The organism is Rheinheimera sp. 4Y26, from assembly GCF_025245835.1.
Taxonomy (GTDB): Bacteria; Pseudomonadota; Gammaproteobacteria; order Enterobacterales; family Alteromonadaceae; genus Pararheinheimera.
In genome coordinates this window covers 27,372-42,212 of sequence record NZ_JAOBWS010000011.1, presented here as the reverse complement: position 1 = coordinate 42,212, position 14,841 = coordinate 27,372, and the positions used below count along the sequence as shown (strand labels likewise).

General features: G+C 48.7%; 11 protein-coding genes. 5 read left to right on the top strand and 6 right to left on the bottom strand.

Going from position 1 to position 14,841, the window contains the following annotated elements:
- The first annotated feature begins 141 nt into the window (after nt 1–141).
- Nucleotides 142–936, top strand: coding sequence for a DUF2989 domain-containing protein (locus tag N3Z11_RS13950; RefSeq protein ID WP_260657812.1), 795 nt, complete (start codon nt 142–144; stop codon nt 934–936).
- A 244-nt stretch (nt 937–1,180) separates the two neighbouring features.
- Here N3Z11_RS13950 and msrB read toward each other — a convergent pair whose 3' ends face one another.
- The 5 genes from msrB to malQ form a co-directional block, all read right to left on the bottom strand.
- Nucleotides 1,181–1,576, bottom strand: a complete 396-nt coding sequence (msrB, locus tag N3Z11_RS13945; RefSeq protein ID WP_260657811.1) for a peptide-methionine (R)-S-oxide reductase MsrB — start codon at nt 1,574–1,576, stop codon at nt 1,181–1,183.
- Between the two features lie 30 nt (nt 1,577–1,606).
- Nucleotides 1,607–3,136, bottom strand: coding sequence for an NADP-dependent phosphogluconate dehydrogenase (gene gndA, locus N3Z11_RS13940; RefSeq protein WP_260657810.1), 1,530 nt, complete (start codon nt 3,134–3,136; stop codon nt 1,607–1,609).
- 137 nt (nt 3,137–3,273) lie between these two features.
- Nucleotides 3,274–5,373 (bottom strand): glycogen debranching protein GlgX, encoded by a 2,100-nt coding sequence (gene glgX, locus N3Z11_RS13935; RefSeq protein ID WP_260657809.1) that lies wholly within the window; start codon nt 5,371–5,373, stop codon nt 3,274–3,276.
- Nucleotides 5,373–7,538, bottom strand: a complete 2,166-nt coding sequence (glgB, locus tag N3Z11_RS13930) for a 1,4-alpha-glucan branching protein GlgB (protein ID WP_260657808.1) — start codon at nt 7,536–7,538, stop codon at nt 5,373–5,375. The genes glgX and glgB overlap by 1 nt, the downstream gene beginning before the upstream one ends.
- Nucleotides 7,539–7,630: 92 nt before the next feature.
- Nucleotides 7,631–9,835, bottom strand: a complete 2,205-nt coding sequence (gene malQ, locus N3Z11_RS13925; RefSeq protein WP_260657807.1) for a 4-alpha-glucanotransferase — start codon at nt 9,833–9,835, stop codon at nt 7,631–7,633.
- A 233-nt stretch (nt 9,836–10,068) separates the two neighbouring features.
- Between malQ and gap the strand changes: the two genes are divergently transcribed.
- Nucleotides 10,069–11,076: a type I glyceraldehyde-3-phosphate dehydrogenase gene (gene gap / locus N3Z11_RS13920; protein WP_260657806.1), complete on the top strand. Its 1,008-nt coding sequence runs from the start codon at nt 10,069–10,071 to the stop codon at nt 11,074–11,076.
- Between the two features lie 131 nt (nt 11,077–11,207).
- Nucleotides 11,208–12,071, top strand: a complete 864-nt coding sequence (locus tag N3Z11_RS13915; RefSeq protein ID WP_260657803.1) for a D-hexose-6-phosphate mutarotase — start codon at nt 11,208–11,210, stop codon at nt 12,069–12,071.
- 44 nt (nt 12,072–12,115) lie between these two features.
- Here N3Z11_RS13915 and N3Z11_RS13910 read toward each other — a convergent pair whose 3' ends face one another.
- On the bottom strand, nt 12,116–12,505 hold the full coding sequence (locus N3Z11_RS13910; RefSeq protein WP_260657802.1) for a hypothetical protein: 390 nt from the start codon (nt 12,503–12,505) through the stop codon (nt 12,116–12,118).
- Nucleotides 12,506–12,794: 289 nt separating this feature from the next.
- Here N3Z11_RS13910 and ccoN point away from each other — a divergent pair, with 289 nt between their 5' ends.
- Together ccoN and ccoO are read left to right on the top strand one after the other, a co-directional pair.
- Nucleotides 12,795–14,222, top strand: coding sequence for a cytochrome-c oxidase, cbb3-type subunit I (ccoN, locus tag N3Z11_RS13905; protein WP_260657801.1), 1,428 nt, complete (start codon nt 12,795–12,797; stop codon nt 14,220–14,222).
- Between the two features lie 10 nt (nt 14,223–14,232).
- Nucleotides 14,233–14,841: a cytochrome-c oxidase, cbb3-type subunit II gene (ccoO, locus tag N3Z11_RS13900; protein WP_260657800.1), complete on the top strand. Its 609-nt coding sequence runs from the start codon at nt 14,233–14,235 to the stop codon at nt 14,839–14,841.

Below are 14,841 nucleotides of genomic sequence, written 5' to 3'. Positions count from 1 at the left end.
CGTAAGTTAAATCAGTTGAGTGTAGGGTTGCCTGACGCGAGGCGGCTTATTGTAATTGAATTGGTAATACTACAACAACAATTACAAAAGATTTTTTCGGTGCTATTGGTTATGATAAAAATCGCCTTTGTGGAGATGCCTATGAAATTTTGGTTGTTAAGCCCTTTACTGCTCAGCCTGGTCGCCTGCGGTGAACAAGAATTAACTGTAAATCAGGTTTGTGAAGAAAAACCGGGAATTTGCAGCGACTTAAACGACGACTCCCACTGTAAGCTGGAGAGGCGTCACGTCATTATGGGGCGCTATGACGAGCAAAAAATGCCGTCGGATAAAAACAAATACAAGCTGTTGATTGATTTTGAAAAATACTCCAAATGTATCGAACTCGCTTCCGGCATTGAACATATTAAGCTCAAAGAGAAAAAGACCACCAGGGTGAATGGTTACCTGACCAGCCTGAAAGAAATTAAAAGACTAAATGATGAAACTGTCAGCTCTTTGGATCCAAACCTGTTGCATTACCATTGGTCGCGCAATCAGAGCGAATCTCATCTGGCCAAGTTTTTACAGGCTGAACAGAAAAAAGAACTGGAAACCCCAGAGCTGCAAATAGCTCTTGCCAGTTATTACATGAAGCGCAACCCACAAAAAACCATTGATATTCTGCATCATGCGCTGAGTTTATATCCGGCAGATGCCGAAGTGGATCCGGAAATATACACAGCCCTGACCACCATTTATTACAAACAGAAAAAATTTCCCCAGTCTTATCACTGGGCTTTATTGGCAGAAAATGCCGGTGTGCAACGTATTGAATTTAAAAATATTAAAGCAGAATTAGCTCAACAGAAAATTGAAACAGACAGTATTGAAGATATTGCTGATGCCACTATTGACAGTATCCAGCAAGGTCGGTTTAAGGTACCTGCATTCTGAATTTACAGTCTGGCAGCTCCAAAAGCCGGCCGGACTTTTAAAGCAGCTTTTACACCTGAAAGTGTGCTGACAAAAAAACCGCTGAAAATTATTCAGCGGTTTTTTATTTTGCATCACTTGTGTTTGCAACACTATTGCCGGACTTTTGCAGTAATGACAGTCTCAAAGCCCTATGCTGCCATTACAACTTCGCCTGAAACAACCGGGCGGCACAACATCTATCCGGAACTGTACTGGCAAAACCTTAAGATTCTTTTTTATTGCTGTCGACAAAACTTAACGACACCGAATTAACGCAGTATCTTTGCCCTTCAGGTAAAGGGCCATCATCAAACACATGCCCCAGGTGCGCATCACAGGCTGCACACAAAATTTCAGTACGCTGCATGCCATGACTGTTATCGGGTTGATAACGCACTTTGCCCGGCAAAGCACGGCTAAATGACGGCCAGCCACAGCCGGAATCAAACTTGGCAGCTGAGTCAAACAACTCAGCATGGCAACAAACACAATGATAAAGACCGGTTTTTTCGTTATGTAACAACGCACCGCTATAAGGATATTCTGTGCCTTTTTGTCGGGTTACATAAAATTGCTCGTCACTGAGGCGTTCACGCCACTGCGCTTCTGTCAGCTTCATCGAGCCTCCGTTACGTTGCAAAACACCGCTTTATTTTACTTTGACCATAGGACGACCGGCTGCGCTCCAGTCAACATGGAAAAACTTACCTTTGCTCTTATCGGTGCGTTCAAAGGTGTGAGCACCAAAATAATCGCGTTGCCCCTGTAACAAATTGGCCGGTAATACCGCTGTGCGGTAAGAGTCGTAATAACTGAGCGCCGAACTTAATGCCGCCACCGGCACTCCCAGCAAAGTGGCATCGGCGACAGCACGGCGCCAGTTCATCTGATATACCGAAATCTGTTTGGCAAAAAACGGGTCCACCAAGAGATTGGCCAGCTCGTCGTTACGTTCATAAGCATCGGTAATAGACTGCAAAAATACCGCACGGATAATACAGCCGGCGCGCCAGATCTTGGCAATCTCGGCAAAATTCAGCTGCCAGCCGTGTTCAAGACCAGCAGTTTTCATTAAGTCAAAACCCTGCGCATAGACACAAATTTTGGCGCAGTATAAAGCGTCGTGCAGCTGAGAAATGACCTGTGCCCTTTTCGCTTCGGTCGGTTTATCCTGCACCGGGCCTGCCAGCAAAGTGGACGCGGCAACACGCTGCTCTTTTAACGTTGAAATTGAACGGGCGTACACAGCTTCGGCAATAGTAGGTGCCGGACAACCCAGCTCCAGGCTGCTGACCGCTGTCCATAAACCTGTGCCCTTCTGGCCTGCTTTATCCAGAATCACATCTACCAGCGGTAAGCCGGTTTCAGAATCTTTGGTGGCCAGTACTTCAGCACTGATTTCCATCAGATAACTGTTCAGAATGCCCTGATTCCACTCTTTAAATACAGCGGCAACTTCCTGTGCTGTCATGCCAAGGGCATCGCGCATCACCTGATACACTTCACAAATCAGCTGCATATCGGCATATTCAATGCCGTTGTGCACCATTTTGACATAATGGCCAGAGCCGCCAGCGCCGATATAAGTGGCACATGGCTCGCCTTCAGTCACCGGATTACCTGGTTCAAAACGTTCAATAGGACGACCTGTTGCCGGGTCAACTTTTGCAGCAATAGCACGCCAGACAGGTTCAATCCGGGTCCAGGCATATGGGTCGCCACTTGGCATTAATGAAGGGCCAAAACGGGCGCCCACTTCACCACCGGACACTGCAGTACTGAAGAAAATAAACTTACCTTCGTAACATTTTTCGCGCCGCACTGTGTCTGTCCACAGGCTATTGCCGGTATCAACAATAATGTCGTCGGCCTGAATGCCGGCGTCTATGAGCTTAGAACACACATCATCAACAGGTTTACCTGCCGGCACCGACAAAATAATCAGGTGCGGACGGCTTAACCTGGCCAATAACTCAGTGTACGAACTGCAGGCCACTACACGGCCACCACGGCCATTGGTTTCCTGCACATCTTGCTGGATCACAGATTCAAGTTTTTTATGGTCGAGGTCAAAAGCGGCAACACGGTAGCCATGATCGGCCAGATTCAGGATGAGGTTTTTTCCCATCACACCCGCGCCTACAAAACCAATGTCACACTGTACTGTTGTATCTGTCATCAAAGCATTCTCCGAACTGCCGGCACTGCAAAATGCCGGCGATTATACTGGAAAATCCGCCCACGAAGCAGCGAAAAGGGAAAAAGATTATGCTGTTCAGACCATTGCAGTTGTACTGTAGCGGCCATCATGCCCGGCTAATAACAACCTTGCTCCAGCCAAATCGACAGCGAACTACCCTGCTGCAGATAGCTGCTGGCACCCTGAGTTAATAAGGAGCTCAGCCCCTGCTCAAAAGCGGTGTCAAGCACACAGTGCCACTGTGCAGAAGGCAGCGTCACCTCAATGGCGGTGGCGCCGGCGTTGATGCAAATAAGCAGCTGATGCGCTGTACTGGTATTTCGGATAATAAAAACACAGTAACTTACACTGCTGTCGTACCAGTCGCTTTCGGTTTTTAACCGGCCATCGCTCATATACCAGTCGATCTGATGCTTATCGCCATGCAGCTGATAATGATCATCCAGCAAGGACAATTGCTGCAGGCAACTGTACTGCTTGCGAAGGGCAATCATCTGTTTGACAAAACTTAAAAACTGCGTGGCATGATAATCCAGCTGCCAGTTCAGCCAGCTGATGTCGTTGTCCTGACAATAAGCATTGTTATTGCCTTGCTGACTGTGGCTGAGCTCATCCCCACCCAACCAGTGCACCATGCCCTGACTAAATAGCAAACTCGCCACCAGATTACGTTTATGTAAAAAACGTTTGGCCAGTACTTCGGCATTACTGGTAGGGCCTTCCACGCCATAATTTACACTCAGGTTATGGTCGTGTCCGTCACGGTTTTGCTCGCCGTTCAGCCAGTTGTGTTTGTGCTGATAACTGACTAAATCCTGCAGCGTAAAACCATCGTGGTAGCTGATATAGTTCACCGAGCAGCAGGCAGGTCTGTGATGTTTCTGAAAAATATCGCGTGAACCGAGCAGCCTGGTGGCAAATTCAGCCAGAGTGCCGCTGTCACCGCGCCAGAAACTACGTACTGAGTCACGGAATTTATCGTTCAGCTCAGACCATAAGGCCGGAAATTGTCCAAGCTGATAACCATAAGGCCCAACATCCCAGGGTTCGGCAATCAGTTTGGCCTGCGACAATACCGGATCCTGCGCCACTATTTGTAAAAAGGCGGCATAAGGGTTAAATCTTTTATGCTCGCGTGCCAGCGTGACGGCCAAATCAAAACGAAAGCCATCCACCTGCATCTCGGTTAACCAATAACGCATGGCGTCCAGCACCAGTTTTTGGGTGGCCGGATTGGCAATGTTCAGTGTATTGCCACAGCCGCTGTAATTGGCGTATTGCTGGTAGTCGGTAATATCGGCATGACTTTCAAACAGATAATAATGACGATTGGCAAGACCACGGAAGCTTAAGCTGTAACCTTCAGCTTCGGCACTGTGGTTAAACACCACATCAAGGATCACCTCAATGCCATGCTGATGATAAGTGCGCACCAGCGTTTTAAACTCAGTCACCGCATCTTCCAGCTGATAACGGGGATCGGGCGCAAAAAAGTTAATCGGGTTATAACCCCAATAATTGCTGAGTTTCAGCTTTTCCAGTCTGGGCTCACTCATAAAAGCTGCCACCGGCAACAGCTGCACCGACGTAATACCAAGCTCAGTTAAATGCGCCATCACGGCCGGATGACACATGCCCAAATAGGTGCCACGCAGCTCTTCAGGCACATCGGGATGCAACGCAGTCATGCCTTTGACATGGGCTTCATACACAATGGTTTTTTCGCGCGGGATTTGCGGCTTCGCTACACCTTGCCAGTCAAAATCCACCTGACCAAGCACGGCTTTGGCCAGCATATAATGACTGCGCCCCTGATAGAGCCGGTCATTAAACACCAAAGCCCGGTTCAGCTGACGGGCATAAGGGTCTATTAATAACCGCTCGGCATCAAAACAAAGCCCCTGTTCCACCAGCATGGGGCCTGCGGCTTTCAGGCCATATAAAGTGCCAGTAGCAAGGCCTGAGACAGCCAAATGCCAGATATCGCCGGTACGGGCGGTAAAAGGCAATTCCGCCAAAGGCTCTTCGGTATCAGCACAATACAAACATAACGTCAGCGCTGTGGCATCTGGGGCAAAAACAGCAAAATTCCAGTCATCGTTGCCCTGCCGGCTTGGCCCCAGTGGCGCAGGTGTGCCCACAGCACAAACAAATTCGCTGCGTTTTGCCAACATGGTGCGCACAGTGCCGGGCTCTGGCCGGTAATCGCTGCTCATCAGCTTAACCGCCTGCGTAGATATAAGGTGGATAACGGCGGTAAATCCAGCTGTAACTGCCAGCCCGGACTATACACACCCTGGCTGGCCGACAAATGACTGCCCACCGGATAATTGCTGCCCCAATAATAGCTGCTGTCGGAATTGAGGATCACCTCATAATCACCATGCTGCTCCACATCCAGCAAATATGCTGGCCTTGGCACAGGCGTATAGTTACACACCACATACAACACTTCACCTGCCTTGCTGTAACGTTTAAACGACAAGGTACTGTGGTCGGCATCCTGATGTTCTATCCAGGCAAAACCGGCCGGTTCATGGTCGAGCTGATGCAAAGGTGCACAGCGGCGGTAGGTATAGTTCAGATCCCGCACCAGCTGCTGTACCCCACGGTGTTTTTCAAAATCCAGCAGGAACCAGGGTAAGGCCTGATTGTGATTCCACTCAGTGCCCTGACCAAACTCATTGCCCATAAAATTTAGTTTTTTGCCCGGATGGGCAAACATAAAAGCGTAATAAGCACGTAAGTTGGCGGCTTGTTGCCACTCATCCCCCGGCATTTTATTCAGAATACTGCCTTTGCCATGCACCACTTCGTCGTGTGACAGCGGCAGAATAAAGTTTTCGCTAAAGGCGTACACCATGGAAAAAGTCAGATCGTTATGGTGAAACTTGCGGTAAGCGGGGTCTTTACTGATATACCTCAGGCTGTCGTTCATCCAGCCCATATTCCATTTAAAACCAAAACCAAGACCACCAAGGTCAACAGGCCGGCTCACACCATGAAAAGAAGTGGACTCTTCGGCAATTGTGATAGCCTTCGGGAACTGGGCATACACTTCCTGATTCAGCCACTTTAACAGGCTGATGGCTTCGTAATTGTGATTGCCACCATCGACATTCGGGATCCACTCACCGTGTTCGCGCGAATAATCCAAATAAAGCATGGAAGCAACAGCATCTACGCGCAAACCGTCGATATGGAAATGATCCAGCCAATACAGGGCGCTCGCCACTAAAAATTGCCTGACATAATCTTTGCCGTAATCGTAAATGCAGGAGTTCCAGTCCGGATGCCAGCCGCGGCGCGGATCGGCGTATTCATACAAATGACCACCATCAAAGCGGGCTAGACCATGGCCATCTTCCGGAAAATGCGCCGGCACCCAGTCTAAAATCACGCCAATACCGGCCTGATGGCAGGCGTCGACAAAAGCTTTAAATTGATCCGGGGTGCCAAAACGTGAAGTCGCAGCAAAAAGCCCGAGCGGCTGATAACCCCAGGAGCCTGAATACGGGTGTTCCATCACCGGCAGCAGCTCAATATGGGTGTACCCCAAATCTTTGACATAAGGGATGAGGCTTGTGGCCAGTTCAGGATAAGTCAGTGGCGAGCCGTCGGCATGGGTGCGCCAGGAGCCCAGATGCACTTCATAAATACTCATCGGGCTTTGATAAGGCAGATGCTCACGCTGTAACCAGTCACTGTCCTGCCACTGATATTTACTGTGATCAAACACCAGCGACGCATGCGACGGATACTGCTCGGCGGCAAAAGCTAAAGGATCAGCTTTGTGCGGTAACAAATGGCCGCTGGCATCTTTAATTTCGTATTTGTAGCGGACCCCTTCTCCCACCTGTGGTAACACCAACACCCAATGACCACACTGGGTGCGTTCCATCGGATGGCAACGCCCATCCCAGTCATTCATATCGCCGATTAAACTCACCGCACTGGCGTGGGGGGCATACACAGCAAAACGGGTAGCTTTGTGTGTTTTTTTGCCAAGCTGCAGGCTGATGATCTGAGCCCCCAGCTGGCTGTACAGGTTTTCCGGCCGCATATGCACATAATGCACCGCATAAAATGCTTCATCCTTAAACTGATAAGGATCAAGCAATTCGTATTGATACTGCCCCTGGGTTACCTTCAGCTTATACAGCTCAGTTTTGCGTTTACGCGGCAGCTGCAAGGTAAAAACGCCCGGGACAGATTTATCTTCGTCCATCAGCCCCCAGCTGCTATCGTCAAAGCTTAATACTTCAACAGCTCGCGCTTTAGGCAAATACACCCGAATCAACCAGCCTTTGTCGGCTTTTTGCCAGCCCAATAAGGCAAATGGATGGGCACAACGAACTTCAGCTAACGAGGCAAGACTCATAACATATCCTTTGACATTGACAGGGCCTTGTTCACCAGGCGCAACACGCAGAGTACTCCGGCAACAGAAGTTACCGGAGTTTTTTTATTGAATTATGAATATAAGCCAGAACGGCGATTTGCTGTCAAATTTTGCAGATGGGCACTGATATGACCGGCAGATTCCAGTTGCTCCAGGGTAATACTGAGTTTGCGCCGCCAATTCGGGTATTCATCACTGGTGCCCGGCACGTTCACCGGCTCCAGCATTTCCATCCAGTCTTCGAGTTGCAGACATAACAGCTGACAACTGCCTTTGGCCAGATGTTGTTGCAGTGCATAGTTTAGAGTGCGGTCCATGCCAAGATTTTCCACTGAACGCGGATAATCGGCCGGCAAGGCATGATGGCCATGCAAAGAATCCAGAATACGTTGTTTGGCTTTGTGCCTGTCAGCGTATAAAGCCGGCAGAATTTCTTCAGTGTAAAGCCCGAGTTTTAAACCAAGTTTTAAGTCGGAGCAATGCCAGAAGCCAATTAAAGTCGGCATATCGTGGGTGGTTAACGCCGACATAGCCTGTACCGGATAATGTGCCGTTGAAATATAACCACCATCTTCGGCTTGTTCAAAAAAGAAGATACGATATGAATACATACCAAACTGTTGTAACAGCTCAAAAATGCCATCCGGCACTGTGCCTAAATCTTCGCCTATCACCACCGCCTGCTGACGCTGACTTTCCAGCGCCAGAATGCCGAGTAAATCCATAATAGGATAATAAATATAAGCGCCTTCACCGGCCGACTGTGCACCTTTGGGCACCCACCATAAACGTAATAATGCCATCACATGGTCAATCCGCAACGCACCTGAGTCCTGCATATTGGCGCGAAACAGCTCAATCATCGGCTTGTAAGCCTGACGGAACAGCTGATAAGGCAGCATAGGCGGTAGACCCCAGTTCTGACCTTTCGGACCCAGAATATCCGGTGGCGCACCAACACTGGCATTACGGCAATATAAATCCGGATTAGACCAGATTTCGGTAGAAGCTTCGCTGACCCCTACGGCTAAATCACGGTATAAACCTAACAACATGCCGCTGGCTTTGGCCTGCTGCTGCACAGTGGCCAGCTGCTGCTGGGCACAAAATTGCAGATAACCGTAAAATTCGATGTCGTCTTCATGTTCAGCCGCAAACTGCTGCACAGCTTCACTGTGGGCATCGCGATATTGCTCCGGCCAGTTTGGCCAGCCCCAGGCATGGGGATCTTTGGCAATTAAATGCATATGCAAAGCATCATACAGCGCCAGCTGACGCAGGCTGTCGCCACCTTGTTGCTTAAAGGCTGCAAAATCAGCCGCAAGCTTTGGATTTGCTTGCTGATGTTCAGTAAACCAGTGAAATAACGTTTTTAGTGCCGGCAGTTTCAGCTGCATCACACCAGCGTAATCCACCCAATCTTTGTTGCGCTGTGCTTGTACAGCTTCAACAAAATGGGCGGCATTGACCAAAGCTGCAGTTTGTAAACACTCAGCAAAACCCGGCATTTGCGGCACACTTAAATAAATGATATTCAGCCAGCGGCGCGACGAAGGGCTGTAAGGGCTGGCTGACTCCGGCATGGCCGGATATAGCGCATGAATAGGATTTAAGCCAACAAAATCAGCACCTTGCTTGGCTAAATAACTGACGAGACGGCCTAAATCGGCAAAGTCACCAATACCCCAGTTGCTGTCCGATTTTAACCCATACAGCTGCACTGAAACGCCCCACTGCTTTTGCGCCTGAAATTGCTGCGGCTGGAAACAACGCTCCGGTGTGATAATGAGCGACTGCTGATAAATCTCATCATCCCCCTCAATCGCAATCCTCAGCTGGTGATAACCTAAGGGCAGGTCGAAGTGAAAGTAATGTTCATATTGCTGATATTCAGTGTCATCAAGCAGCATGACGCCGGATAACTCGGCATCGATGGCACTGTAACTAAAGGCATGGGTGTGGCCCTGCTCTGTGGTCAGGGTAACGGTCAGCTGCTGATGCACTTCGTCAATCGGCAATCTAACCTGGAGGCGGTATTGTTGCTCTGCGCTTTGCTGCTGAACTGAAACCGGATCCAGCGGCTCTAACCAATGTAACTTCTGCCGCTCTGCCAGCTGCTCCGCAGCCAGGGTGTCGTTGTCGACGGCAAAACCAAGAGCCGCCAGTAATTTAAGCTGATCCTGCTCTTTTACTTCGGTGGCATTGCCCCAGGCGTCGGTGAAGGCTGTTTCAATACCGTTAAAGCGGATTAAATCAGCAAGAAGTTTTTTGTCCATAAAGGCTCCAAATCAGTGCGTCGCGATGGAAGTGCCGGTGTTTTCATTGGCTTTTTTATGCATCTGACCGGCTTAGCCTGAGCAGTATACGACGTAAAAAATTACTTTCGATGGCTAAATGCGGCTTTATGTCATTAAATTACATAAATACGATTGCATAACGTTTTTGAGCTTGAAAAATGGCAAAAAACATGTAATTTTACTACACAATTGACAATAATTCGGGGTGAGCCATGACAATTCGTGTTGCAATTAATGGATTTGGCCGTATCGGCCGTAATGTTTTACGTGCTTTATATGAAAGTAAGAAGGCGTACGACATCAAAGTCGTGGCTATAAATGATCTGGGTGATGCTGCTATTAATGCCCACTTACTGAAATACGACACAGCACACGGTATTTTCCAGGCCAATGTGGAGCATTCTGATAAAGCTATTTATGTCAATCAGGACGAAATTCTGACCCTGAGCGAGCGTAACCCCGCTAACCTGCCCTGGGCCGAGTTAAAAGTTGATGTGGTGCTGGAATGTACCGGCCTGTTTACCGACCGCACAACTGCCGGCGCTCATTTAACCGCAGGCGCAAAAAAAGTGATTATTTCAGCGCCTGCCAAAGATGTAGACGCTACCGTAGTTTATGGTGTGAACCACAATGTGATCACCTCCGACATGACCATCATTTCCAACGCCAGCTGCACCACCAACTGTTTGTCACCTATTGCCAAACCATTAAATGATGTACTTGGCATTGAATCCGGTCTGATGACAACCATTCACGCTTACACCAACGATCAGCGCTTGAGTGATGTGTACCACACCGACGTGCGCCGCGCCCGCGCTGCCGCTATGTCGATGATCCCAACCAAAACCGGTGCTGCCGCTGCAGTGGGTTTAGTGGTACCTGAACTTAAAGGTAAGTTTGATGGTTTAGCGGTGCGGGTACCGACGCTGAACGTTTCGTTGGTGGATTTAACCTTTATTGCCGGCCGTAATACCACTGTTGAAGAAGTCAACGACATTATCCGCAAAGCCGCCGGCGAATTCCCGATGAACCAGGTGCTCGCTGTTAACGATTTACCGCTGGTATCGGTTGATTTTAACCACAACCCAATGTCATCAATTTTTGATGCCACTGAAACCCGCGTCAACGACCGTCTGGTGAAAGTGATGGCGTGGTATGACAATGAATGGGGTTTTAGTAACCGCATGCTTGATAATACAGTTGAGCTGATGAAAGCTTAATCTGACCTGCGATTGACCGACGGGTGATAACTCTACTGGCAGTCAAAAGCAAAAAAAGCGACTCAGGTCGCTTTTTTTATTAATAATATCCATCATTTATAACGTAACTTTTTGATACAGCGGTTTTAATCATGCAAAACAACTCCATTGTGCAGCGCTCAGGTTTTGGCTCTTTAACCGATTTACCCTGTTTTGAGCTTCACTACCAGGGCGCGACTGTGGTGGTTGCACCTTATGGTGCTCAGGTATTGTCCTATCAGAATGCAAAAGGGCGTGAATTATTCTGGTTATCAAAAACGGCGCTGTGGCAGGGCAATAAAGCAATACGCGGCGGCGTTCCCATTTGCTGGCCATGGTTTGGCAAAGCGGCCGCTGAGTTTGGCGCGAAAGCCGAAGCAATGCCCAATCATGGCCTGGTTCGTACTTTAATGTGGCAGGTAACAGAACAGCGAATCACAGAGGATGAGGTAGCCATCCGGTTTGCCATTGAACTGCCGGCTTTACCCTGGCTGGAACAGCAGGTGCGGCTGGAATATTTGGTCAGCCTCGCTGACCAGCTAAGCCTGGAACTTCAGTGCAAAAGCCCTCTGCTGCAACAGGCAGCGCTACACAGCTATTTTCAACTGCCACAATCTCAGGGCGCCAGTGTGAGCCCGCTCCCTCCCTCTTGTTACGACAAAGTCAGCAACAGCCAATTACAGTTGCCAACAACTTCATTGGTGTTTCAGGGGGAAATTGACCGGGTTTACAAAGGCACAACAGAACTATTAACACTGCAGGCGCCTGAGCAGCATCATGCTGACGAAGCTGCAGCTGTGATAAAAGTGCAGCAGCAAGGTCATGATGCCAGCGTGTTATGGAATCCGGGCGCTGAAAAATCGTCAGCTATGGTTGATATGCATCAGGGCGCGTCGGATGAATTTGTTTGTGTGGAGACGGCAAAACTTCAACTCAGTGCTGAACCTTTGTGTTTACGTCAGATCATTTGCGGATAACAGAGTGCTACCCGACCACACAAAGTCCTTTCACAAAACATTCATCAGGGCCAGCGCGAATAAAACAAGTCCTGTAATCTGACTTGTTGCCCGCTGGCATAAGTCACTTCAATAGTCAGCTGCCACTGCATCTTCGGCTCACTGCAGGCACCGAGCATCAGCTCTGCCTGCCAATGTTGGCCGTTAAGGCTAAATTGCAGCGGAATTTTCCCCATATACATAGTTTTACCTACAATATGGCCGCGCACTGCCGTGACAGCTTCATTGCCGGTATTCAGTCTCAGTACCAAAGGCGTTTCCACCGGCATATCACCAGGTGCATAAATCAGCTGAAATTGTTCAAGCTGTACTTTGCGTTCTGGGGTTAGCCGTGCTGGCTGGTCAGGCGTACAGGCCGCTAACATCAACAAAACACAACCAAATAAATTTTTCATCAAAACTTTTTTACCTCATTTTGTGCTTTGGATTGTAAGGCTTTAAGCACGCGACTGTGAAATATCCGTTGTTGCGCTCAAAAACTGAACAGCAACATTGTTCTACATCATAAAACCGGCGAGTCCGCCTATCTTTTTGGGGGTAAAACTCGTATTATCGCGCCCAAAGATTGGCAGGCAAAACAAGGTTGTGTCAGAAAAACCTTGCTAAACTATCGGTCTATTATAAGAAGGGTCACCCCCATGGGTGTTTTTTAATAACTAGCAAAAAACTGCAGCGGAACTCAACATGAGCCAGACCAAATCGTTAAATGTTGACTACAACTACACGGTTGTCCGCCTCTTTGCCCTCACAACAGTGTTGTGGGGTATAGTCGGCATGACAGTAGGTGTTTTATTAGCGGCGCAATTATATTGGCCAGCACTGAACTTTGATACAGCCTGGTTGACTTACAGCCGACTTCGTCCTCTTCATACCAATGCGGTAATTTTCGCTTTTGGTACCAGCGCCTTGTTCGCTACCTCTTATTACGTGGTGCAACGTACCTGTCAGGTTCGGCTTTATGCGGAAAAACTGGCCATGTTTACCTTTATTGGCTGGCAGGTGGTTATTATTGCTGCGGCTATCACGTTGCCAATGGGCATCAGCCAGAGTAAAGAATACGCTGAGCTGGAATGGCCTATTGACCTGTTAATTGCTGTGGTATGGGTCAGTTATGCCATCGTGTTTTTTGGCACTATGATCAAAAGAACCACCAGCCATATTTATGTAGCCAACTGGTTCTACGGCGGTTTTATTATCACTGTTGCTGCGCTGCACATTGTCAACAGCATGGTGATCCCGGTTTCTCTGACTAAATCTTATTCTATCTACGGCGGCGCTGTGGATGCCATGGTGCAATGGTGGTATGGCCACAACGCAGTAGGCTTCCTGTTAACAGCTGGCTTCCTGGGTATGATGTACTACTTCGTACCAAAACAGGCCGGCCGTCCGGTGTATTCTTACCGTTTATCTGTGGTGCACTTCTGGGCCTTAATCGCTCTTTATATCTGGGCCGGTTCTCACCACTTACATTACACTGCCCTGCCTGACTGGACTCAATCTGTGGGTATGGTGATGTCAGTGATTCTGTTTGTGCCAAGCTGGGGCGGTATGATCAACGGTATCATGACCTTATCAGGTGCCTGGCATAAACTGAAAACAGACCCAATCTTACGTTTCCTGATCGTGTCTTTGTCTTTCTACGGCATGTCGACCTTCGAAGGCCCGATGATGGCCATCAAATCAGTAAACGCTTTATCTCATTACACAGACTGGACAGTTGGCCACGTACACTCAGGCGCTTTAGGCTGGGTTGCCATGGTGTCTATCGGTGCACTGTACCACTTAATTCCGGCCGTATTTGGTCAGGGTCGCATGTACAGCGTCAAGCTGGTGAACACCCACTTCTGGTTACATACCACTGGTGTTGTACTGTACATCGTTGCCATGTGGATCAGCGGTATTATGCAGGGCATGATGTGGCGTGCAGTGAACACTGACGGCACCCTGACGTACAGCTTTGTACAGTCGCTGGAAGCCTCTTATCCGTTCTATCTGATGCGTTTTATCGGTGGTGTGTTTGTAGTCACAGGTATGCTGGTGATGGCCTACAACGTGATTAAAACAGTCCGTGCCAAACAAGGCGTGTTAGAGCCAGTAGCAGAAGCGGCGTAAGGAGCTTATCGTGTCTAAGAATTACCATGAAAAAGTTGAAAAAAGCGCCGGCTGGCTGGCCATTTTAACTGTAGTTGCCATCAGCTTTGGTACTCTGGTTGAAATTACCCCTTTGATGTTTATCAAAGAAACCACTGAGCCTGTTGATGGTTTAAAACCCTATACTGCGCTGCAAATGGAAGGCCGGGATATTTTTATTCGTGAAGGTTGTACCAACTGCCACAGCCAGATGATCCGTCCGTTCCGTCATGAAGTTGAACGTTACGGTCACTACTCTGTTGCCGGCGAAAGTATCTGGGAACATCCGTTCCTGTGGGGTTCTAAACGTACTGGTCCAGATTTGGCCCGTGTTGGTGGTCGTTACAGCGATGACTGGCATTATGCTCACTTAATGGATCCACGTTCTGTTGTACCACAGTCAAACATGCCTGCTTATCCGTGGCTCGATGAAAACGTGCTGGATGGCAAACTGACTGCGAAAAAGCTGGAGACTTTCCGCTCTTTTGGCGTGCCTTACACTGACGAAGATATCGCTGGTGCTGAAGCTGCGGTAAAAGGCAAGAAAGAAATGGAAGCCCTGATTGCCTATCTGCAATCACTGGGCACAGCGTTGAAGTAA